Origin of the sequence: Zunongwangia mangrovi, assembly GCF_900112105.1 — a bacterium.
Classification (GTDB): domain Bacteria; phylum Bacteroidota; class Bacteroidia; order Flavobacteriales; family Flavobacteriaceae; genus Zunongwangia; species Zunongwangia mangrovi.
In genome coordinates this window covers 27,712-50,070 of the sequence record NZ_FOKV01000002.1, presented here as the reverse complement: position 1 = coordinate 50,070, position 22,359 = coordinate 27,712, and the positions used below count along the sequence as shown (strand labels likewise).

Here is a 22,359-nt window from a genome sequence, read left to right as displayed (position 1 = left end):
GAATTTAAATTAATATTTGTTGAAATACACTGTTTTTCTATTCACAAACTCCTGAATTCCGTGTGAAGAAAGTTCTCTACCATAGCCAGAAATCTTAGTTCCACCAAAAGGTAGTCTTGGATCACTTTTCACCAGTTCGTTTATAAAAACGGCGCCATCTTCAAACTCTGGTACTATTTCTTCAGCGAAATCAAAATCTTCTGTAAAGATAGAAACTCCCAAACCAAAATCTGAATAATTTACCAGATCTATAGCTTCCTGACTCTCTTTAAATGTGGTAACTGAAATCACAGGACCAAAAGTTTCTTCAGTAAAAACAGCCATTTCTTTAGTCACATTGGTTAAAATGGTTGGTTCAAAATATGCTTTGTCCCGTTTGCCACCCAGGATCACTTTCGCTCCTTGTTTAACGGATTCATTTACTTGTTTTTCTAAATCTTCGGCAAGATCTTCACGGGCTAAAGTTCCTATATAAGTATCTTCGTCCATAGGATCACCGCTTTTTAATTCGCGTGCCTGTTTCAAAAATTCTTGCATAAATTCTTCCTCAATACTTTCGTGAAGTAACAAGCGTTTCCCAGCGATACAACTTTGGCCTGTATTTTGGAATCTGGCCTGGACACAGGTTTTTACGGTCTCAGCAATATTTGCATCTTTAAAAACCACTAAGGCATTGCTTCCCCCAAGTTCTAAAACCGACTTTTTAATTTCGCTCCCAGCGGTGGCTGCAACCGCACTTCCTGCAGGTTTGCTTCCTGTAAGCGTAACAGCTTTTACGCGTTTATCTTTTAAGATGTCATCTATTTTGCTACTTGAGATCACTAAATTTTGAAAACAAGCTTCAGGAAAACCGGCATTTTCAAATACCTTCTGAATGTTTTGTGCAGAACGCATAACATTACTGGCGTGTTTTAAGACCCCTATATTCCCAGCCATAAGCGCAGGAGCGGCAAATCTAAACACTTGCCAGAATGGATAATTCCAGGGCATTATGGCTAAAACCACTCCTAATGGCTCGTAGCTTACATAACTTTTCTGGGCATCGGTTTCGATCATTTCATTTTGAAGGTGATCTTCGGCATTTTCAGCATAATATTCGCAAACCCAGGCGCATTTTTCAATTTCAGCTAAAGACTGTGAAATAGGTTTCCCCATTTCTTTGGTCATATCTTTAGCATAAGATCTTTGATTTTTACGAAGTTCTTTTGCAGCATTATTTAAAAGCTTACTTTTTTCTGAAAAACTTACTTTTCGCCAGCTTTTAAAACGCTCGTCTGCTTTTTCTATAGCTTTATTTACTTCCTCCTTGGTATATTCCTTAAATTCTTCGATTATTTCCCCATTATATGGGTTTTTTGAAGTCATCATAACATCATTTTTTGTTCAATCTTAAAGGTAACAAGAGCTATTGGCAAGTTGAAACGATTAAGAGGAATTTAACGCACGATCTTATTTATATCCATCCAAAAAAGCATCGATAATCATCGAATTTGAACATTCAGCTTTTTAAGTTTTTTAAATGTTTCAGAAAGAATATAGCAGAAATTTGTCCAATATTAGCTATTGTAGTTTACTATTTTTGTTAATTGTTTATAACCAGTTTACAAGTAATTTTCAGGTTAAGGTAATGCATACTATTTATTAGTATTTTAGAGCAAACGCCTTTATTATGAATCCACGTGATCACCAATTACTTCAATTAAGGCCAGAAATCCCATCAGCTAAGATTTCAGAGAACATGAGTTCAGACGAGAAATTCCAAAACGGAACTCTTAGGCCTATTGTTAAACTTCAAAACGACTTATTAGTAGAAGCATTTAGAAACTACATTACGAAACACAAAAATGCGTTTTATGAACTGGGTATTGAAAAACGCCTGGTCTATATCGAAAATGCAATTCAGCGTGATATAAAATTCAGAAATAGCTTGAAAGGAATGGTCATAGGGCAATTTACTGTTGAAGAATATCGCACGTATATCGAAAATTCTTCAGCATTAAACAAACGAATGATGAATTTGGTTAAACGAAGATTACAGGATAATATTCAGCTTTTAGAACGCGATATGGCGTACTAAAAGTCCGATGATTATCGTGATAGAAAAGCTCATAAGTGTCCCAATAAGCACATATTCTGTTTGCTTGCGGGCACTTGCTTCATTTTTGTCTGCAAATCTTAAAATAGATTTCGCCGCGATAAGAAATCCAATGGCCGAAAAATTATCGGTTAGGATAAATGTAAGCACTAAGATACGCTCAAATATTCCGATATAACGGCCTGCAGCTTTTAGGCTTAACGGCTCTTTGGTGTTTTTTAAGATCTCTTCGTGCCATTTTTCTGTGGCCTTGCCAATAATAAATCCCACGGGAAAAATCACAAGCAAATATGCTATCAAAATAGCGAGAAATATGTTAGAATCCAGTAAATCGATAAATCCCGGACCAATTTTATCGAAACTTGAACTTAAATATAACCAGGCTAAAAAGATCCCTAAAAGATGAAAAAACTGGTCGAGCAAAAAATACTTCAGATTATCTTTCTTTTGATTTAGCTTCCATAAATCGATAAAAAAATGAGTGAAACTTATAAAAACGGGAACAAGAATTTGATCCCAGTCTCTTAAAAGTAAATAAGAAAAAAACCCGGCTAAAAAAGCGTGAATGTAAAGGAAAACAGATTTAGATCTTTTCTTTTGTTTCTGCTTTACCCATTTTGAAGTTTGAAAAACAAAATCGGTAAGAATATGTGCTAAGAAAAGTTGTAGAAAAATCATTGATTTCCTTTAAATGTTGCTGAAATTTTTTCTTCGAAACGTTTTAATAATACTGAAATTGGATCCCAACCGGCCGCTTTTTTACGCTGATTAACGGCACTCTGACTTATGCCCACAATTTGGGCAATTTCTTTTTCCTTTAAACCCTGAAGCAAATAGAAAATCACTTCAGCAGAAGCGGTACTCCAACGATCTGCAATAAAATCGAAAAGTGCTAAACTGGTATCAAACTCGGCATTTATATCGATATCCGATGTTTTCAGCATTAATTTTCTAGAGCCAGACTTCATTTCATCTAAAGTTCTTCCCGAAAACTGAAAAGCTTCACCGTTACTTTCAGAAATTTCATCACGTTTAAGATCAAAACTACCAATTCCTATCGCAAGTTTCAAATCGGCTTTAACAATAGACGAATTTGCTTCAGATTCTAATTTATTTAGCGCCGTTTTCAATAAAAATGAGCATAAAAGTGCTTTTTCAGGACTATTGATGATGCCCTGAAAACTATCTCCTCTATAAATACTGAAATTGCTTGCTTTTTCAGCTAAACTTTTTTCAAAATAAATGAACTGTTCCTGTAAGGTCACAATTACCTTTTCCAGGAAATCAGATTCGTATTTAGAAGAATCAATTAAATCGGCTGTTAGAACTGCTATCATATTTCAAATATAAAAAATATAAGCCAAATACCTAATATTTATATAAAATAAGTTTAAAGGCTTATAAATTACTAAAATAAGACATGAGACTTATGAGACTGTAAATACAAGCTTAATTGCTTACTAAACTTTTACTAATAATTATAAGAGAGAAAAACAGAAGCTTATTTTTAAGCAAACAACTAAAAAATTGAAAATGAAAACGAATAAAAAAGAACTATTTTACAAGTGTTTAGACGCTATTAACGACAAGATCGATCAATATCAAAATCGTATGGACGAGCTTAGAGAGTCTATGGAAAATAACGATATTAAAACCGATTACGATGAAGATAACAAAGGCGAAATGCTAAGTGATTTTGAAAAAAATGCAGGGCATTTAAGTGAAGCCCAAGAGCAAAAAGAAGAATTAAGTAAAATAGATCCAGATCATAAAAACGAAAGGATTGGCTTTGGTAGCGTGGTAGAAACCAAAGACAAATACTATTTTATCGCCGTTGCACTAGGTGAGATTAGTATGGAAGATGGCAGTAAAATATTCGCTATTTCTACAAAAGCACCTATTTACAAGGAATTAGAAGGAAAAAAAGCAGGCGATACTTTTAGCATTAATGATAATGAACAGGAAATTACAGGAATCGAATAGATCTATTCTGGATATTCGATTCTTAGATGGTAAATATTCTTAAGTTTTCGCTTAAGAATTTTCTTTATCATCTGGATTTCTTTAAACGTAATATTCGCATTTAAAAACTGACCTTCTTCCATCTGTTTATTAATGATCTTCTCTACGAAACCATCAATAAGCGTGGAAGTTGGTTCTTTTAAACTCTTACTTGCTGCTTCTACGCTATCACACATCATTAGAATTGCCGTTTCCTTACTAAAAGGAATTGGCCCCGGATATCTAAAATTATCTGGATCTACTTCACTATCGGCTTCCTTAGCTTTCATAAAGAAATAATACACCGTGCTGGTTCCATGATGCGTTCTAATAAAGTCGATCACCCTATCTGGAAGATTATTTTTTCTGGCAATTTCTATTCCTCTAATTACGTGATCGATGATAATTTGCGCACTTTCTTGTGGAGCAAGGTCATCATGTGAATTTACCGAAGATACTTGATTTTCGGTAAAATAAGTTGGGTTTTCCATTTTCCCTATATCATGGTAAAGCGCTCCTACCCTAACTAACATCGCATTGGCATTAATTTCGTTGGCGGCAGCTTCAGCAAGATTGGCAACATTTAAAGAATGGTGAAAAGTTCCCGGTGCTTTTTCTGAAAGTTCTTTTAGCAATGTACTATTAGTGTCTGATAGTTCCAGTAAAGACATATCTGAAACCATTCCGAAGATTTTTTCATAAATATAGATCAATGGCTGCACAAATAAAGTTGCCAGACCACCGAGTAAGAACGTAAGAAAAACTTCAGATTTAATATCATCTATAGTCCCTTCTTGGATGATAGTGAAAGCAAAATAACTAATGATATACACCAGGGTTATTTGCCCTACGGAAATAAAAAGGTTCGCTCTTTTATATAATTCTGAAATCGTTAAAATAGTAACGATTCCTGCAATGATCTGAAGGAACATATATTCGTAACTATTAGGTACGATAAAACCTAGAAGTAAAACAGTGATAACATGCGTAAACATTCCCAGGCGCGCATCAAAGAAGGCTTTTAAACTAAGCGGAAGTATACATAATGGCACCACATACACATAATTCACATCAAAATTAACCACCAAAGTGGTAAGCATTACCATAAAAATAATGTTGAAAAATATGAACGTGATCTTCACATTATTTTCGAAGATTGCTGGCCTGTATTTTTGGATAAACAGTAACAACATTAAAAGTGCCATGGCAACCAATGCACTATAACCTACAATTATCCAGTTATAATTAGATTTACTCCAAACCTGAGATTCATATTCAGCTTTAAGAGAACGCAAAATATCATATTTGTTACCCTCTACAACTTCGCCTTTAGCGATCACGCGGCTACCCTGTTCTATATTTCCTCTTGTGTATGAAATATTATCAAGTTTGCTTTGCAAAACACGCTCAGTAAACTCGTTATCATAGAACATATTAGGTGAAATACTATTAAAGAAAACTTCTAAAAGATCATTGCTAAACCTGTCTAAATTAGCATCATAGATCTTTTGATTAATGTAATCTCTTATCTCTCCTTGTTTGAAAACATTTTTATACGGAATCTCAAAAGCTTCGTTTCCTTTTCGCAAATAAATAAGATCGCCGGGCTCCATTTGCTCATTTTCCTGAGCAAGGCCATAGCGATAAATTTCATCTAATCTAGAAGTGACAAAATTGGTGATAAGACTTCGATAATTACCAAGCACACTATCGGTAAAAACTTCATTGATCTCCTGAAGCGCCCTATTCTTCACCCTATCTGCAATGTCCTGATCGTATTCGTAATAAGGAATATTATTGGCGGCTATTTCTTCGCGCTCCAGTCTTAATTCTTCATCAGATTTTAAAATCGCAAAATCGAATGGAGCATACAGGCTTTCGTGTTGCCATGGCTTTCCCTTCGGAATTTCATATTTGAATTTTCCTCCCTTGGGAAGCAAATAAACAATAAGAACTGCCGTTAGTATGAATAAGAAAACTTTGTAAAAAAGCGCCTGATTTTTGTATAGCTTGTTTACGAAATCCACCATATAAGTCGAAGTATTCGCCAAATGTACTAAAAAATAGTGGTCATTAAATACGTCTTGCCAAGTTCCTTTTAAAATCACTAAATTCGCAAAACAGTAATAGCTAAATTGCATTATTATGAATAACGAAGTAGTAATTGTTAGTGCTGCCAGAACTCCGATTGGTAGTTTTTTAGGTAGTTTATCAAATATACCAGCCACAAAATTAGGTGCTATTGCCATTGAAGGTGCGCTGAAAAAGATCAATCTAAAACCAGAATTAGTTGAAGAAGTATTAATGGGAAATGTTGTGCAGGCCGGTAACGGACAGGCTCCTGCTAGACAGGCTGCCATTGGTGCCGGAATACCAGATACTGTACCCTGTACAACTATCAATAAAGTATGCGCGAGTGGAATGAAATCTGTAATGCAGGCCGCACAATCTATAATGTTAGGAGATGCTAATATAATTGTAGCTGGTGGCATGGAAAACATGAGTATGATCCCTCACTATCTCCATCTTAGAAAGGGGCAGAAATTTGGTCCTGCAGCTATGGAAGATGGAATGCAAAAAGATGGCCTGGTAGATGCTTATGACAAAAATGCTATGGGTGTTTGTGCCGATCTTTGTGCTACAGAATATGAATTTTCTCGAGAAGATCAGGACGATTTTGCTATCAAATCTTACGAACGCTCTGCTGCAGCCTGGGAAGCCGGTAAATTTGACGATGAAATTGTTCCGGTTGAAGTTCCACAAAGAAAAGGTGATCCCATGATCTTTAAAGAAGATGAGGAGTACAAAAATGTACGAATGGATAAGATTAGAGCTTTACGCCCTGCTTTTTCTAAAGATGGTACGGTGACTGCTGCGAACGCTTCAACAATTAATGATGGTGCTGGAGCAGTAGTTTTGATGAGTAAGGCAAAAGCAGAAGAATTGGGTCTTGAAATTCTTTGTACCATAAAAGGTTTTGCAGATGCTGCACAAGAACCCAAATGGTTTACCACCGCGCCGGCAAAAGCTTTACCTAAGGCACTTGCAAAAGCAGGTGTTTCTCAGGATGAAATTGACTTTTTTGAATTTAACGAAGCATTTTCTGTTGTAGGATTGGCTAATATGAAGATCTTAGGTTTATCTGACAAAAACACAAACGTAAATGGAGGTGCTGTTTCACTTGGGCATCCACTTGGTTGTAGCGGAGTTAGAATTTTAATCACTTTAATTAATGTTCTTAAGCAAAATGATGCTAAATTGGGCGCTGCAGCGATTTGCAACGGCGGCGGCGGTGCTTCTGCTATGATAATCGAAAGAAATTAATCCTAAAATTAGAAATTTAAGTCTTAATGCAATACGGTATTTGCCCTTTAAGCATTGTGCCTCTTCGTTTTGCTCCTTCTAATGAAAGCGAAATGATGTCACAGCTTCTTTATGGAGAACATTTTAAAATACTTGAAGAACGTGCAAAATGGAGTAAAATTCGTGTTGCTTTTGATGGTTTTGAAGCCTGGGTTCAGAATAAACAGATTCAAAAAATAGATGAGAACATCTATATAAATCTGGATACTCAGCAACCTGAACTTTCTGCAGATCTTATAGAATTTATTGTAGGAGAAAACGACGAATTAATGCCAGTCTCTATTGGTGTTACTTTAAATGCTAATACCTATTTAAAGAATAGATACGATGGTACAGTTGTAAAAAGTATTTTACCTAAGGAAAATATCGTAAAAACCGCACTTTTCTATCAAAACAGTCCGCATTTATGGGGTGGTAAATCTCCACTGGGGATAGATTGCAGTGGTTTTACACAAATGGTTTATAAACTAAATGGATATAAATTAAAGCGTAACGCAGCAGAACAAGCAAAACAGGGAGAAGCTTTAAGTTTTATTGAGGAAAGTGAAGCCGGTGATCTTGCGTTTTTTGATGATAACGAAGGCGTAATTAATCACGTTGGTATCATGATGCAGGATAACTACATTATTCATGTGGATGAAAAGGTACGAATAGATCGTATTGATCACTCTGGTATATTCAATGCAGAATTACGTCGTCACACTCACAAACTTAGGGTTATAAAAAAGATCATTTAAAATATCGATTTTCATCGAATTTGGATATAAAAAAGCCACTCAATTTGAGTGGCTTTTTTATTTATATATGCTTAATGATTACTCAAGAAGAGCTTTCATTTCAGCCGCTTTTTCGTTTTCACCAATCTGAGTGTAGATATTCATCGCTGTTCTAACAGCATCTGTATTCTCTGGATTTTTCTCTACGATCGCTTCAAGATAAGGAATTGCTTCTCTATAGATTTCTTTACGCTCTTCAGCTAATTCGTCATAACGTTTGTTATCCTCTTTACTCATTCCAAGACCGTTCATTTCATCAATGATTTCACGTTCTTTACTAAGAATAACCGCTGCAATATTCATTCTAGCATTATCCATAGATGGATCAATTTCTAAAGCTTTCTTGTAATATTCAACCGCTTTGTCCTGATCACCTAGCTCTGCTGTACTAACACCTAAGTTATAGTAAAGATTTGCATCATTAGGGTTTTTCTTAACAAGCTCGTTCATTAGCTCGTTATATTTAGCTTTATCATCCATTTGATAATACATATTCGCTTCAGCCTGTAAAAGACCTACATCATCTGGATTGTTAGCTTTAGCATCGTCCATTGCTGAAATTGCCTTTTCATTATTTCCTTCCTGGATATAAATTAAAGCGATATTTTTAGCAATTTCACCTCTCTTAGATGGCTGTTTTGTGTCTTTAGGATCAGAATATTGATCTGATTTTGCCATCATATCTCTTTGCTCTTTAGAACCAAAAGATTCGGTTTCGCCAGTTTCGGTGTTTACTGCAGTATATTCTACAGAAGAACCGTCGAAATCTAAGTCTCTTAATTGCTCGTAATATTTAAGAGCAGAGTCATAATCCTGAGCATTTAATGAATTTGCTGCAGCATAATAAAGATAAATAGTATCCTGCTTATTCATTTCATAGCTAGCAACTAGCTTATCTGCAGCACCAGTATAATTCTCGGTGTTTTGATCGTCGATAGCGCTTTGTACAAGTTGATTTCTTAAATTAGTTAATCCTTGCTGAGCTTCATCACTACCCATTTCGATAGCTTTTCCATAAGCTTCGCCAGCAACTTTAAAATCTTCAACTGATGTAGAATTACCATCTGCCAGGTAAGCCTGAGCTTTGTATAAATAGAATCTTTCTGTCCATTTGTCATTCGCTTCAGAAAGTTTTTCTTCAGCTGCTGCTAATTCTGTCTTAGCCTGGTCGAAATTACCGTCTTCGATAAGATCTTCAGCATTTTTAATTTCATCCTTTTGCGCTATTGCTGAAAGACCTATGAAAGACAATAGCGACAATGTCAAAATATTCTTTTTCATTGTATTGGTTTATTAATTTAGTTTATTCTTCTGAATCATTTTGAGCAATATCTGTGCCATCTGCTTCACCTGTTGGTTTGTCTATATCTTCAGCATCTTCCATATTCTCTAAATCATCTTCGTCATGAAGCACTTTTGCGACAGCAGCGATAGAATCTTTACCCTTTAAATTAATTAATCGAACTCCCTGGGTTGCTCTACCCATCACACGAAGATCATTTACTTCAAGTCGAATAGCGATACCAGATTTATTAATGATCATTAGATCATCATCATCGGTAACGTTCTTAATCGCTACTAAACTACCAGTCTTATCTGTAACTGAAATGGTTTTTACTCCTTTACCACCACGATTGGTAATACGATAATCTTCTAAGCTTGAACGTTTTCCGTAGCCATTTTCAGAAACAACAAGAATGTTCGACTCCATATCGTTTACAGAAACCATACCTACAACTTCATCATTATCGTCTGCTAAAGTAATACCTCTAACCCCTGAAGCATTTCTACCCATTGGCCTGGTCTTACTTTCTTCAAAACGAATTGCTTTACCACTTTTAACAGCTAACATCACCTGGCTATCACCAGTTGTAAGTTTAGCTTCTAGTAATTCGTCATCTTCTTTGATCGTGATCGCATTGATTCCATTAGTTCTAGGACGAGAATATTGTTCTAGTGAAGTTTTTTTCACCTGACCTTTTTTAGTGGCCATGATAACAAAGTGATTGTTGACATATTCCTCATCTTTGAGGTCTTGTGTACAAATAAATGCTTTAACTCGATCGTCTGGCTCGATATTAATAAGGTTTTGAATAGCTCTACCTTTTGAAGCCTTACTACCTTCTGGAATCTCGTAAACGCGCATCCAGAAACACTTTCCTTTTTGAGTGAAGAAAAGCATATATTGGTGATTAGTACCAGAGAATAAATATTCTAAGAAATCTTCGTTTCTGGTATTCGATCCTTTTTGACCAACTCCACCTCTATTCTGTCTCTTATATTCGTTTAAGGATGTCCTTTTAATATAACCCGCGTGAGAGATCGTAATAATTACTCGTTCATCTGGAATCATATCTTCGATACTAAGATCTCCACCAGCATACTCGATAGTAGATCTTCTACCATCACCGTATTTTTCTTTTACTTCTAGTAATTCATCCTTAATAACCTGCATTCTGCGCTCTTTACGTGCCAAAATGTCTTTAAGGTCTTTAATGGTTTCTAAGATCTCATCGTACTCAGCTCTTAACTTGTCTTGTTCCAGTCCTGTAAGCTGTCTTAATCGCATTTCTACGATTGCTCGGGCCTGTACTTCAGAAAGTTCGAATCTATCAATTAATTTCTGGCGGGCTTCATCAGCATTATTAGAAGATCTAATAAGAGCAATTACCTCGTCAATATTATCTGAAGCAATAATCAATCCTTCTAATATGTGTGCTCTATCTTCTGCCTTTTTTAATTCGTATTCAGTTCTACGAACTACAACTTCATGTCTATGCTCAACAAAATGATAAATAATATCTTTAAGGTTAAGCATTTCTGGTCTTCCATTTACAAGTGCAATATTATTTACACTAAAAGAAGATTGTAAAGCAGTGTGCTTAAATAGCGTATTTAAAACGATATTAGGAATAGCATCTCGTTTTAATTGATAAACGATACGCATCCCATGGCGGTCTGATTCATCTCTAATAAGACTAATTCCTTCGATTTTCTTATCATTAATAAGATCAGCCGTTTTCTTGATCATATCAGCCTTATTTACCTGATATGGAATTTCAGTAACAATGATACATTCTCTACCATTTACTTCTTCAAGAGAACTTTTGGCTCTCATTACGATACGGCCTCGACCTGTTTTAAATGCTTCACGAACACCATCATAACCATATATAATTCCGCCTGTTGGGAAATCTGGTGCTTTTATATGTTGCATTAACTCGTCGATCTCGATATCGTGATTATCGATATAAGCTACCGTACCATTGATAACTTCAGTTAAGTTATGAGGGGCCATATTCGTCGCCATACCAACAGCAATACCACTAGCTCCATTCACTAATAAGTTAGGGATTCTGGTAGGTAAAACGATTGGCTCATTTAACGAGTCATCAAAGTTTAATTGCGTATCTACAGTTTCTTTATCGATATCAGCAAGCATATCCTCACTGATCTTTCTCATTCTTGCCTCTGTATAACGCATTGCTGCAGGGCTATCACCATCTACAGATCCAAAGTTACCCTGGCCATCTACAAGCATATAACGCATACTCCACTCCTGCGCCATTCTAACCATGGTGTCGTATACAGATGAGTCACCGTGTGGGTGATACTTACCTAATACTTCTCCTACAATTCTTGCTGACTTTTTATATGCTCTATTAGAAAGTACGCCTAATTCGTACATTCCAAATAATACTCTACGGTGTACCGGCTTAAGACCATCACGAACATCCGGCAACGCACGTGACACAATGACCGACATTGAATAATCAATGTAGGCCGATTTCATCTCTTCTTCAATGTTGATAGGAATAAGCTTTTCTCCTTCAGCCATATTACAATATTGTTTAGTTCACAAATCTAACCTGCTAATTTACATATTTTCTCTATGTCTCATGGTACTTCAGCAATAGTTTTCAAGGTTTTTATTAACAAAATTTTATTGTGACAAAGTTGATAAGTTAACACTCCCACATTTTGATTTTTGAAAGTTATTTTGTCAATTAGCTATATATTCGGGCTTAGGTATAGTTTTTGTCCTACTTCAGAATAAAAAATTAACAAAGAGAGAAAGGAAAAAACATGGATGATAATTTTTCACCAAGAGTAAAAGATGTAATCGCATACAGTAAAGAAGAGGCCTTAAGACTTGGTCATGACTTTATAGGTACAGAGCATCTAATGCTTGGATTATTGAGAGACGGTGACGGGAAAGCCATAGACATCCTAAACGCTCTGGATATCGATTTAAGCCATTTACGTAGAAAAGTAGAGATTTTAAGTCCTGCTAATCCAAATATGACGGCAGTTTCTAACGAGAAAAAAAACCTGCATCTAACAAGACAGGCCGAACGTGCCCTTAAAACCACATTTTTGGAGGCTAAATTATTTCAGAGTCCAAATATAAATACGGCGCACCTGTTATTGTGTATCTTAAGAAATGAAAACGACCCTACCACAAAATTGCTTAACAAGCTTAAGATCGATTATGATGGGGTAAAAGATCAATTTAAATTTATGATCGCAAACGACGACTCAGATTATACACAGGGACCTTCAGCAGAATCGTTTTCTGATGAAGATAGCACAGATGATGCTACAAAGGACAATCCATTTAGCGGAACAGGAGCTGCTGGTGGCGGAGGCGCTTCTAAAGCGAATAAGAAATCAAAAACTCCGGTTTTAGATAATTTTGGGCGTGATCTTACTGCCATGGCTGAAGGTGATAAACTAGATCCTGTGGTTGGTAGAGAAAAAGAAATTGAGCGTGTGTCTCAAATTCTTAGTAGACGTAAGAAGAATAATCCTCTTTTAATAGGTGAACCGGGCGTTGGTAAATCTGCCATTGCAGAAGGTCTTGCTTTAAGGATTGTAAAACGAAAGGTTTCAAGAATCCTTTTTGATAAGCGCGTGGTTACTTTAGATCTTGCCAGTCTTGTTGCTGGAACTAAGTATCGCGGACAATTCGAAGAGCGAATGAAAGCGGTGATGAACGAGCTTGAAAAGAACGACGACATTATTCTTTTTATAGATGAGATTCATACCATCGTAGGCGCTGGAGGAGCTACTGGAAGTTTAGATGCCAGTAATATGTTTAAACCGGCATTGGCAAGAGGTGAAATTCAATGTATAGGTGCTACAACCTTAGATGAATATCGCCAGTATATTGAGAAAGATGGTGCTTTAGAGCGTCGTTTCCAGAAAGTGATCGTAGAGCCAACTTCTGTAGATGAAACTATCGAAATTCTTAATAATATTAAAGATAAATACGAAGATCATCATAACGTTGAATATACTCAGGAAGCTATTGAAGCTTGTGTGAAGTTAACCAATCGTTATATGACCGACAGATTCCTTCCAGACAAAGCTATCGATGCTTTAGATGAAGCCGGATCTCGCGTCCATATCACAAATATCGATGTTCCTAAACAGATTCTTGATCTAGAACGTAAACTCGAAGAAGTACGTGAAAAGAAAAATTCTGTAGTTAAAAAACAGAAATACGAAGAAGCTGCAAAATTAAGAGATGATGAGAAAAATCTTGAAAAAGAATTAGCCATCGCTCAGGAACGTTGGGAAGAAGAATCTAAGAAGCATAAAGAGATCGTTAACGAAGATAGTGTTGCCGATGTTGTTTCTATGATGACTGGCGTTCCAGTAAATCGTATCGCTCAAACCGAATCGAACAAACTGGTAGAACTTCCTAAGAAAATTAAAGGAAAAGTTATTGGTCAGGACGATGCCGTTGCTAAGGTAGTAAAAGCTATACAGCGTAATCGTGCCGGTCTTAAAGATCCAAACAAACCAATTGGTTCATTTATATTTTTGGGTCAAACTGGGGTCGGTAAAACTCAGTTAGCGAAGGTTTTAGCTCGTGAGCTTTTTGATAACGAGGATACGCTAATTAGAATCGATATGAGTGAATATATGGAAAAATTCGCTGTATCCAGATTAATTGGTGCACCTCCGGGATATGTTGGTTACGAAGAAGGTGGACAGCTTACCGAAAAGGTACGTAGAAAACCTTATGCCGTGATTCTATTAGACGAGGTTGAAAAAGCCCATCCAGATGTTTTCAATATGTTATTGCAGGTATTGGATGACGGTTACTTAACTGATAGTTTAGGACGTAAGATCGATTTTAGAAATACGATCATCATTATGACTTCTAATATCGGGGCAAGAAAACTTAAAGATTTTGGCCAGGGAATTGGTTTTGGTACACAATCTCAAAGGTCTCAAGCTGATGAAAATGCACGCGGAGTAATTCAAAATGCGCTTAAAAAGGCTTTTGCTCCAGAATTCTTAAATAGAATTGATGATGTTATTGTCTTTAACGCTTTAGAAAGAGAAGATATTCACAAGATCATCGATATTGAACTTTCGAAGTTATATGGAAGAATTGGCGGACTTGGTTACGAATTAAAACTGAGTGATAAAGCTAAAGATTTTATTGCAGAGAAAGGTTTCGACAAGCAATATGGTGCTCGTCCGCTAAATAGAGCTATTCAAAAATATATTGAAGATGCATTAGCTGAAGAAATTATAAATTCTAAAATTTCTGAAGGTGATAAGATTGAAATGGACTATAAAGACGGCGAAGATGAATTGGCGATAAAAGTAAAAAAAGGTAAAAATACCGAAGAAGAATCAGAGTCAAAAAAATAGATTAGATCCTATAAATTGTTTTGAAAAGCCCCACAATTTTGTGAGGCTTTTCTTATTTTCGCCTACCCCTATATTTCAACTTAGTTACCCCAAAAATGAATCTTATAAAATTTAAAGATTTTCAGCTAAAGTTTGCCCCTACTTTTATGCAGCTGGAGATTTTCCATGAAGGCCATTACGGCGTCGAGGATTATAAAGAATGCCTCAGGCTAAAATTAGACGTTTACGGCGATAAAAAAATAGGCATCGTTGTGAGAAGAATTAATGCTGAAGACAGATATTCTTTTGATCCTATGCTGTTACTTTCAGGAAATAAATCCATCGAAAAACATGCAAATTGGGTTGTCTTGGTTTCAGATAAATTTAGTGACAAATTAAATCTTAAATTCGTTCAGATTTTCACCAGTTTATATTGCTTGAGTTTTGCAGATTATAATGAAGCCTTAGCTTTTATCAATTCAGGTAGTCTTCCTGTATTATAAAATTTTCCAGGAACTGTTTCGACCTTTCAATTAGAGGTGCCATCATCACATCTTCTTTAACAACCGGAACTTCTTTTCTAAAATTCGATAAAACCGCTTCTATTTTTTCTGAAGATTTTGCCGGCTCTCTAAAATGTAATGCCTGCGAAGCATTGAAGATTTCGATCGCTAAAACAGAATCTACATTTTCCATCACTCTTATTAATTTCGTAGCTGAATTTGCGCCCATGCTTACGTGATCTTCCTGCCCATTTGAAGATACAATTGAATCTACAGAAGCTGGCATACACAATTGTTTATTCTGACTTACAATACTGGCAGCAGTATATTGCGGAATCATAAATCCGCTATTCAAACCTGGATTTTCGACCAAAAAGTTTGGTAAACCACGTAAACCTGAAACCAATTGATATGTTCTTCTTTCAGAAATATTCGCCAACTCGGCCATTGCAATAGCGAGATAATCCATCGCTAAAGCTAACGGCTGACCGTGAAAATTTCCTCCAGAAATAATCTTATCTGCCTTTACAAAAATGTTAGGATTATCGGTAACCGAATTAATTTCAGTTTTTACGGTTTTATTTACAAAAGCTAAAGTGTCTTTTGTTGCACCATGTACTTGTGGTACACATCTAAACGAGTAAGGATCCTGAACATTTTCCTTTTCCTGTTGCGCTAGTTCACTTCCGCTTAAAAAACCTCTTATTCGTTCTGCCGTTTTTATTTGTCCGCGATGTGGTCTTACCAAATGCACCAGTTCATCAAAAGGAGACAAATTACAATCGAAAGCATCCATAGAAATTGCGCTTATAAAATCTGCGCAATACGATAATTTATAAGCTTTTATAAGTGCGTGTACGGCATGAGCACTCATAAACTGTGTACCGTTAAGTAGTGCTAAACCCTCTTTAGAATGTAGCTTCACCGGTTTCCAGCCAAATTTCTTTAAAATCGAATCTCCGCTAACTGTTTCATTTTGATAATAAACTTCGCCCTCCCCTATTAATGGCAAGGCGAGATGAGCTAATGGTGCGAGATCTCCAGAAGCACCTAAAGATCCCTGCTCATAAATTACAGGTAAAATATCTTCATTAAAGAAATCAATCAAACGTTCTACCGTCTCTAAAGCCACACCTGAGTTTCCATAGCTTAAAGACTGAATTTTTAAAAGTAACATCAATCGAATGATCGGCTTACTTACTTTGTCACCAGTTCCGCAAGCATGAGATTTCACCAGGTTTTCTTGTAAAACGGTCAGTTTTTCTGAAGTGATCTTTACATTACATAAGGCACCAAAACCAGTATTTATACCATAAACAGGTGCACTACTCTCTTTTATCTTTTGATCTAGATATGCTCGCGATTTTGTTATATTTAAACGTGCTTCTTCACTAAGAGCAAGTTTCATTTTTTTGTCTATTATATTTCGAATGATATTAAGATCTAAAATCGCAGATGTGATGTAATGTGTATTTTCCATGAAACTTTTCGAAATTGGTTATGCTAGGAATAGGGCAAAAATCCAATTTCGATGAATACTATCCAAATTATAAGAGTTTTTTTATTAATAATTCAAAATAGATATCCAAATTTCAATTTTTAGTGACATTAACTCAATATTTCATTTGTTCATCTTGTCCTCGAAAATATAAATGCTAGTCAGCGAACAATGCCTGGAATGCAGCTCCCATATTTTCTACTATATCGCCAGAAATTAATGCCTGATAAGACCTGTTTTCAGCAACAATATCACCTGAAATTCCATGTAAATAAACGCCCAAAATTGCCGCCGCTAAAGAACTATATTGCTGTGAGATTAATCCAGCAATGATCCCCGATAAAACATCACCACTTCCTGCAGTAGCCATCCCGGGATTACCAGAATTATTAATATAAACATGTCCTTCGCCAAAAACGAACGTATGAGAACCCTTTAAAACAAGTACCAGATCATGAGATTGTGTAAATTCCTGAACTTTTTCAATTTTCTCAAAATCATCATTCCAATCACCAATTAAACGCTGTAATTCTTTGGGATGCGGAGTTAATAACGATTTCTTCGGAAGAAATTCAAGTAATTCTTGGTTTTCAGAAATCATATTCAACCCATCTGCATCGATTAGCATGGGTTTCTCGGTTTTCTGAAGTAATTCTTTAAAAGCTTCAACAGTTTTTGGATCTTTCCCTGCTCCCATTCCGAAGCAAATTACTGAAGGATCCATCCTGTGGTCGATATTCGTTAATTTCTCCTCATTTTTATCGGTGATCACCATAGCTTCAGGAAGCGCAGTTTGCAAGATGTTATAACCGCATTTTGGGATAAAAGTGCTTACCAGACCTGCTCCTGTTCTTAAAGCAGCTTTAGTAGATAATAAAACGCTACCAATTTTACCATAACTACCACCAATTACCAGGGCATGCCCGTAATTCCCCTTATGCGAATTCGATTTTCTAGGTTTATAAAGAGTTCTGGCTTCATGTTTATTTATAAGTTCGTAATTCGTTTTTTCTGAAGATAAAAAATCACGATCTAAACCAATATCCAAAACCTGCAGATCCCCAACATAATCCATTGTTTGTGGTAAAAAGAAAACCAGTTTAGGGGTTTGAAAACTTAAAGTGAAATTAGCTGAAATTAAACAATCTTTTTCAGCCGGTACGCGATCTGAAAATAATCCGGAAGGCATATCAATAGCCAAAATAAATGCCTTCGATTGGTTGATATAAGTTACCAATTCACCAATCCAACCTTCTAATGGACGATTTAAACCTATTCCAAAAATCGCATCGATCACAAAATCATTAGGATCAATTTCTGGAAAATCGCCTTCATCTTTTATATATTCTGGCCAATCATTTGTGGTTTCTTTTAATCGATCGTAATTAATCAGGAAATCTTGTGATCGATTGTCACTATAATTTACAACAAAAACCTTAACACGATAACCTTTTTCTATAAGCTGTCTGGCGATTACGAGTCCGTCACCACCATTATTCCCTATTCCGCAAAAAATCTTAATAGCAATATCTGCGTTTTGTAATCGTTTATCTATCTCGTTAGTTACAAGACTTGCGGCTCGTTCCATAAGTTGGGTCGAAGTTATGCCTTGAATTTTGATCGTTAGTTCGTCTGCTTTCTTTAATTGTGCTGCAGAAAAAATCTTCATAAATCATCGATTTTAGTGGTTATTTCAAATATACGGCATCATTTAAGGCTAGGCGAAGGTTTGACATTTCCTTCACAATTTTGGGTAAACTATAGTCAGTTCAGCCTTAATTCTATAAATTTGCGCAAACTAAACAATCAAGATGAAAGAAGTAGCATTAGCTAATAAACATAAAGATCTGGGAGCCAAAATGGTTCCGTTTGCAGGATACAATATGCCGGTTTCTTACGAAGGTGTAAATGCTGAGCATCATAATGTTCGCGAAAAACTTGGCGTTTTTGATGTTTCTCACATGGGAGAATTTTTAGTAACCGGGGAACATGCTTTAGAGCTTATTCAGTTAATTTCGTCTAATGATGCTTCAAAATTAGTAGATGGGCAGGCGCAATATACCTGTATGCCAAATGAAGATGGTGGTATTGTAGACGATATGATTATTTATCGCATAAATGCTGAAAAATATTTATTGGTAGTAAATGCCGCTAATATCGAGAAAGACTGGAACTGGATTAGCAAACATAACACCATGGATGCTACACTAACAGATCTTAGTGAAGAATTATCTCTTTTAGCCATACAGGGACCAAAAGCTGCTGAAGCTATGCAATCGCTTACCGATGTAGATCTTAGCAATATGAAATTTTACACTTTCGAGATTGGCACTTTTGCTGGTATGGAAAAGGTAATTATTTCAGCAACTGGTTATACTGGTAGTGGTGGATTCGAAATTTATTTCAAAAACGAATGTGCTGAAGAGATTTGGAATAAAGTAATGGAAGCAGGAGCAGATTTTGGAATTCAGCCAATAGGTCTTGCTGCACGTGACACTTTAAGATTAGAAATGGGGTTTTGTCTTTACGGAAATGATATCGACGATACCACTTCACCAATCGAAGCTAAACTAGGTTGGATCACAAAATTCAATAAAGACTTTATCAATTCTGAAGCTTTAAAAGCGGAAAAAGAAGAAGGTTCAAAACGTAAACTTGTAGCGTTTGAGCTTGATGAAAGAGGCATCCCAAGGCAAGGATACGATATCGTGAACGACGAAGGAGAAATAATAGGAAATGTTACATCGGGTACCATGTCACCTTCATTAGAAAAAGGAATTGGTTTAGGTTATGTGAAGACAGAATATGCCGGCTTTGGAAAGAAGATCAATATTCAAATTCGTAAAAAAACCGTTCCTGCTACTCAGGTGAAATTACCCTTTTATAAAGGATAAAATTATTTGGAACGTATACTAGTATTAGGAGCTAGCGGCTTTATTGGCAATGCCATTTATAAAGAGCTATGCTCCTATTTTGATACTCACGGAACCTTTTGCACAGATAATAACGCATTAGAAAAAAACCATCAGTTTCATCAATACGACATGGAAACCGATAGTTTAGACCTTTTGCTGTACAATTTAAAACCAACCATCATCATTTCTGCCGTTCGCGGTAGTTTTGAAACGCAACTGGCACTACACTATTCAGCAATTAGTTATATTCTTACACATCCCTGCAAACTTATCTTTTTAAGTTCGGCTAATGTTTTTGATGCTTTTACAAATTATCCCAGTTACGAGTACGATAAAACGCTGTCGCAAAGTATTTATGGCCGATTTAAAATTAAGATCGAAAATGCCCTTTTACGATTACCCAACGAAAAATACAATATTGTAAGATTGCCAATGGTTTTTGGCCAGGGATCGCCAAGAGTAAACGAAATTAAAACTCTTATCGATTTGGGGGAAGCTATCGAAGTTTTTCCCAACGTTGTAATTAATGTCACTGAAATTAGTAAGATCACTCAGCAAATCCATTATATCGTAAATAGGAAGTTGCAGGGCGTTTTTCATTTAGGAAGTTCAGATCTAGTTCACCAAAAAGATTTTGTAGAAGATGTGTGTGAAATTTTGGGTTATGATAATCCATTATTTAAAAACGTTTACGATAGTAACAACGATCGTTATTTAGCAGTTCTTCCAAAGGATAATCTATTACCTGCAAATCTGCAGATTAGTGTACAGGAGGTCGTAGAAGCAACCATCAAAAAAATTGGTTAATCTTATATTAAAGGATTAATTCTGAATCAATTTCCAGATAACTATTCCTAAATTGAAGTAATAAAAATAATGTCAATTATGGAAAAACTAACCGAAGACCAGATCAATACTAAACTGCAATCATTAGAAGGATGGACGTATGCCAAAGAAGCGATTCATACTTCCTTTAAATTCGAAAATTTTAAAGATGCTTTTACAGTAATGACGAGAATTGCTTTTGAAGCTGAAGCTTTGCAACATCATCCAAATTGGGCAAATGTGTATAACGAATTAGAGATTTCTTTATCTACCCACGATGCAGGCGGAGTTACAGAAAAAGACTTTGAAATGGCAAAAGCTATAGAAGATATCGTTGAAGCAAAATAGGTTTCAGAAACATCTAAAAACCTAATATTCCAGAAAGCTCCTAATTTGAAATCATTTTAGGAGCTTTTTTTATATTTTTGCCCGGATTTCATTTTTATTATCATGGGAAGAGCATTTGAATTTAGAAAGGCACGTAAGATGAAACGTTGGTCTGCAATGGCCAAAGCCTTTACTCGTATAGGAAAAGATATTGTAATGGCCGTTAAAGAAGGTGGTCCAGATCCAGATTCTAACTCTAAGCTTAGAGCGGTGATCCAGAACGCCAAGAGTGTTAACATGCCAAAAGACAATATCGAGCGTGCTATTAAAAGAGCATCAGATAAAAGCCAGGGTGATTATAAAATTGTACTTTTTGAAGGCTATGCGCCACATGGTATCGCAATTTTGGTAGAAACCGCTACAGATAACAACAACCGTACTGTTGCCAATGTAAGATCACATTTTAATAAATGTGACGGAAACCTTGGAACCTCAGGTTCTGTAGAATTTATGTTCGACCACACCTGTAACTTCAGGATCAATGCAGAAGGCCTGGATGTAGAAGAATTAGAGCTTGAATTTATCGATTTTGGAGCTGAAGAAGTTTTTGAAGATGAAGACGGAATACACATCTACGCTCCTTTCGAAAACTTTGGAAGTATCCAGAAAGAATTAGAAAATAGAAATATTGAAATTATTTCTTCAGGTTTTGAAAGAATCCCGCAGGTTACAAAACAGCTAACGTCAGAGCAGGCTGCAGATGTAGAAAAACTTCTTGAAAAATTAGAGGAAGACGATGATGTACAAAACGTATATCACACCATGGAAGAAAACTCTTCAGAGGAGTAAATTTACTCAGAACAAATCTATTTAGTAGATCATATTTAAAATTTAAAAAGTCTTGTTATTCAACGAAAACTGAATAGCAAGACTTTTTTTGTTTTAAGCTTACTTGTCTTTATTCTCAGCTTTGTATAAAAAATAGTGGTCTAGCGAAAACTTTCCGGCACCGGTATAAAAAAGCAGCACATAAGATAGTAAATACATAAAAGGCAATTCCTGTTTTGCCAAACCATCTGGTGCATGTACGATAATTGCAGCAACGGCCATAGTAACAATTAACGGGATCGTCGCAATCCTAGTTCCTATTCCCAAAATAAGCATTATAGAACATACAAATTCAGCTAAAACAGCCACAGCAAGTGTCATTGTTTGTCCAACACCTAAGGGATCTGCAAATTGAATTTCTTCCGAAGAAAAAAGACTTATTAATTTAGGTACACCGTGAAATAGCATTAAGATCGAAACTCCTATTCTAAAGATTAATAGAATAAAATCTAATTTGGGAAGGTTTAAACTGGTGGTATACGTGTTTTTCATTGAGTTGAGTTAATTATGATTGAAG

Annotated in this window: 19 protein-coding genes; 10 read left to right on the top strand and 9 right to left on the bottom strand. The window is 35.8% G+C overall.

Going from position 1 to position 22,359, the window contains the following annotated elements; all coding sequences use genetic code 11:
• Positions 1-9 precede the first annotated feature (9 nt).
• On the bottom strand, positions 10-1,368 hold the full coding sequence (locus tag BM201_RS06420; protein ID WP_092540791.1) for an NAD-dependent succinate-semialdehyde dehydrogenase: 1,359 nt from the start codon (positions 1,366-1,368) through the stop codon (positions 10-12).
• 301 nt (positions 1,369-1,669) lie between these two features.
• Here BM201_RS06420 and BM201_RS06415 point away from each other — a divergent pair, with 301 nt between their 5' ends.
• Positions 1,670-2,077 carry a glyoxalase gene (locus tag BM201_RS06415; RefSeq protein WP_092540789.1) on the top strand — a complete coding sequence of 136 codons (408 nt, stop codon included), beginning with the start codon at positions 1,670-1,672 and terminating at the stop codon, positions 2,075-2,077.
• Here BM201_RS06415 and BM201_RS06410 read toward each other — a convergent pair.
• The gene (locus tag BM201_RS06410) at positions 2,054-2,773 is read right to left on the bottom strand and encodes a DUF3307 domain-containing protein (RefSeq protein ID WP_092540787.1); all 720 of its coding nucleotides are present in this window, start codon (positions 2,771-2,773) and stop codon (positions 2,054-2,056) included. The two genes, BM201_RS06415 and BM201_RS06410, sit on opposite strands and share 24 nt — an antisense overlap.
• Positions 2,770-3,432 carry a SatD family protein gene (locus BM201_RS06405; protein ID WP_092540785.1) on the bottom strand — a complete coding sequence of 221 codons (663 nt, stop codon included), beginning with the start codon at positions 3,430-3,432 and terminating at the stop codon, positions 2,770-2,772. The genes BM201_RS06410 and BM201_RS06405 overlap by 4 nt, the downstream gene beginning before the upstream one ends.
• 196 nt (positions 3,433-3,628) lie before the next feature.
• On the opposite strand from BM201_RS06405, the gene BM201_RS06400 reads away from it, so the two are divergent.
• Complete coding sequence (locus tag BM201_RS06400; protein ID WP_092540783.1) at positions 3,629-4,078, top strand: transcription elongation factor; 450 nt, start codon at positions 3,629-3,631, stop codon at positions 4,076-4,078.
• Positions 4,079-4,080: 2 nt separating this feature from the next.
• Here the strand turns inward: BM201_RS06400 and BM201_RS06395 are convergent, their stop codons facing one another.
• Positions 4,081-6,126: an HD family phosphohydrolase gene (locus tag BM201_RS06395; RefSeq protein ID WP_092541522.1), complete on the bottom strand. Its 2,046-nt coding sequence runs from the start codon at positions 6,124-6,126 to the stop codon at positions 4,081-4,083.
• Positions 6,127-6,241: 115 nt separating this feature from the next.
• Between BM201_RS06395 and BM201_RS06390 the strand changes: the two genes are divergently transcribed.
• The gene (locus BM201_RS06390) at positions 6,242-7,420 is read left to right on the top strand and encodes an acetyl-CoA C-acyltransferase (protein WP_092540781.1); all 1,179 of its coding nucleotides are present in this window, start codon (positions 6,242-6,244) and stop codon (positions 7,418-7,420) included.
• A gap of 26 nt (positions 7,421-7,446) precedes the next feature.
• A complete protein-coding gene (locus BM201_RS06385) occupies positions 7,447-8,196 on the top strand; it encodes a C40 family peptidase (RefSeq protein WP_092540779.1) in 750 nt (249 codons plus the stop codon).
• A gap of 78 nt (positions 8,197-8,274) precedes the next feature.
• On the opposite strand, the gene BM201_RS06380 is transcribed toward BM201_RS06385, so the two are convergent.
• Together BM201_RS06380 and gyrA are read right to left on the bottom strand one after the other, a co-directional pair.
• Complete coding sequence (locus tag BM201_RS06380; protein WP_092540776.1) at positions 8,275-9,516, bottom strand: tetratricopeptide repeat protein; 1,242 nt, start codon at positions 9,514-9,516, stop codon at positions 8,275-8,277.
• Positions 9,517-9,538: 22 nt separating this feature from the next.
• Positions 9,539-12,073, bottom strand: a complete 2,535-nt coding sequence (gene gyrA / locus BM201_RS06375; RefSeq protein WP_092540774.1) for a DNA gyrase subunit A — start codon at positions 12,071-12,073, stop codon at positions 9,539-9,541.
• A gap of 248 nt (positions 12,074-12,321) precedes the next feature.
• Between gyrA and BM201_RS06370 the strand changes: the two genes are divergently transcribed.
• Both BM201_RS06370 and BM201_RS06365 read left to right on the top strand, forming a co-directional pair.
• Positions 12,322-14,907, top strand: a complete 2,586-nt coding sequence (locus BM201_RS06370) for an ATP-dependent Clp protease ATP-binding subunit (protein WP_092540772.1) — start codon at positions 12,322-12,324, stop codon at positions 14,905-14,907.
• 95 nt (positions 14,908-15,002) lie between these two features.
• Positions 15,003-15,389 (top strand): hypothetical protein, encoded by a 387-nt coding sequence (locus BM201_RS06365; protein ID WP_092540770.1) that lies wholly within the window; start codon positions 15,003-15,005, stop codon positions 15,387-15,389.
• Here the strand turns inward: BM201_RS06365 and hutH are convergent.
• Positions 15,361-16,869, bottom strand: coding sequence for a histidine ammonia-lyase (gene hutH, locus BM201_RS06360; RefSeq protein ID WP_092540768.1), 1,509 nt, complete (start codon positions 16,867-16,869; stop codon positions 15,361-15,363). The genes BM201_RS06365 and hutH overlap by 29 nt on opposite strands.
• A gap of 175 nt (positions 16,870-17,044) precedes the next feature.
• On the bottom strand, positions 17,045-18,556 hold the full coding sequence (locus BM201_RS06355; protein ID WP_092540766.1) for an NAD(P)H-hydrate dehydratase: 1,512 nt from the start codon (positions 18,554-18,556) through the stop codon (positions 17,045-17,047).
• 142 nt (positions 18,557-18,698) lie between these two features.
• Between BM201_RS06355 and gcvT the strand changes: the two genes are divergently transcribed.
• The 4 genes from gcvT (at position 18,699) to BM201_RS06335 (ending at position 21,803) form a co-directional block, all read left to right on the top strand.
• Complete coding sequence (gene gcvT, locus BM201_RS06350) at positions 18,699-19,781, top strand: glycine cleavage system aminomethyltransferase GcvT (RefSeq protein WP_092540764.1); 1,083 nt, start codon at positions 18,699-18,701, stop codon at positions 19,779-19,781.
• 6 nt (positions 19,782-19,787) lie between these two features.
• Positions 19,788-20,609: a sugar nucleotide-binding protein gene (locus BM201_RS06345; protein ID WP_092540762.1), complete on the top strand. Its 822-nt coding sequence runs from the start codon at positions 19,788-19,790 to the stop codon at positions 20,607-20,609.
• 78 nt (positions 20,610-20,687) lie between these two features.
• Positions 20,688-20,975 carry a 4a-hydroxytetrahydrobiopterin dehydratase gene (locus BM201_RS06340; protein ID WP_092540760.1) on the top strand — a complete coding sequence of 96 codons (288 nt, stop codon included), beginning with the start codon at positions 20,688-20,690 and terminating at the stop codon, positions 20,973-20,975.
• Between the two features lie 102 nt (positions 20,976-21,077).
• Positions 21,078-21,803: a YebC/PmpR family DNA-binding transcriptional regulator gene (locus tag BM201_RS06335; RefSeq protein ID WP_092540758.1), complete on the top strand. Its 726-nt coding sequence runs from the start codon at positions 21,078-21,080 to the stop codon at positions 21,801-21,803.
• A gap of 99 nt (positions 21,804-21,902) precedes the next feature.
• Here BM201_RS06335 and BM201_RS06330 read toward each other — a convergent pair whose 3' ends face one another.
• Positions 21,903-22,334, bottom strand: a complete 432-nt coding sequence (locus tag BM201_RS06330) for a DoxX family protein (protein WP_092540756.1) — start codon at positions 22,332-22,334, stop codon at positions 21,903-21,905.
• Between the last annotated feature and the right edge of the window lie 25 nt (positions 22,335-22,359).

Excerpts from the sequence above, each read along its gene's own strand:
- BM201_RS06420 (WP_092540791.1), bottom strand. The coding sequence starts at position 1,368 with ATGATGACTTCAAAAAACCCATATAATGGGGAAATAATCGAAGAATTT.
- BM201_RS06415 (WP_092540789.1), top strand. The coding sequence starts at position 1,670 with ATGAATCCACGTGATCACCAATTACTTCAATTAAGGCCAGAAATCCCA.
- BM201_RS06410 (WP_092540787.1), bottom strand. The coding sequence starts at position 2,773 with ATGATTTTTCTACAACTTTTCTTAGCACATATTCTTACCGATTTTGTT.
- BM201_RS06405 (WP_092540785.1), bottom strand. The coding sequence starts at position 3,432 with ATGATAGCAGTTCTAACAGCCGATTTAATTGATTCTTCTAAATACGAA.
- BM201_RS06400 (WP_092540783.1), top strand. The coding sequence starts at position 3,629 with ATGAAAACGAATAAAAAAGAACTATTTTACAAGTGTTTAGACGCTATT.
- BM201_RS06395 (WP_092541522.1), bottom strand. The coding sequence starts at position 6,126 with ATGGTGGATTTCGTAAACAAGCTATACAAAAATCAGGCGCTTTTTTAC.
- BM201_RS06390 (WP_092540781.1), top strand. The coding sequence starts at position 6,242 with ATGAATAACGAAGTAGTAATTGTTAGTGCTGCCAGAACTCCGATTGGT.
- BM201_RS06385 (WP_092540779.1), top strand. The coding sequence starts at position 7,447 with ATGCAATACGGTATTTGCCCTTTAAGCATTGTGCCTCTTCGTTTTGCT.
- BM201_RS06380 (WP_092540776.1), bottom strand. The coding sequence starts at position 9,516 with ATGAAAAAGAATATTTTGACATTGTCGCTATTGTCTTTCATAGGTCTT.
- gyrA (WP_092540774.1), bottom strand. The coding sequence starts at position 12,073 with ATGGCTGAAGGAGAAAAGCTTATTCCTATCAACATTGAAGAAGAGATG.
- BM201_RS06370 (WP_092540772.1), top strand. The coding sequence starts at position 12,322 with ATGGATGATAATTTTTCACCAAGAGTAAAAGATGTAATCGCATACAGT.
- BM201_RS06365 (WP_092540770.1), top strand. The coding sequence starts at position 15,003 with ATGAATCTTATAAAATTTAAAGATTTTCAGCTAAAGTTTGCCCCTACT.
- hutH (WP_092540768.1), bottom strand. The coding sequence starts at position 16,869 with ATGGAAAATACACATTACATCACATCTGCGATTTTAGATCTTAATATC.
- BM201_RS06355 (WP_092540766.1), bottom strand. The coding sequence starts at position 18,556 with ATGAAGATTTTTTCTGCAGCACAATTAAAGAAAGCAGACGAACTAACG.
- gcvT (WP_092540764.1), top strand. The coding sequence starts at position 18,699 with ATGAAAGAAGTAGCATTAGCTAATAAACATAAAGATCTGGGAGCCAAA.
- BM201_RS06340 (WP_092540760.1), top strand. The coding sequence starts at position 20,688 with ATGGAAAAACTAACCGAAGACCAGATCAATACTAAACTGCAATCATTA.
- BM201_RS06335 (WP_092540758.1), top strand. The coding sequence starts at position 21,078 with ATGGGAAGAGCATTTGAATTTAGAAAGGCACGTAAGATGAAACGTTGG.
- BM201_RS06330 (WP_092540756.1), bottom strand. The coding sequence starts at position 22,334 with ATGAAAAACACGTATACCACCAGTTTAAACCTTCCCAAATTAGATTTT.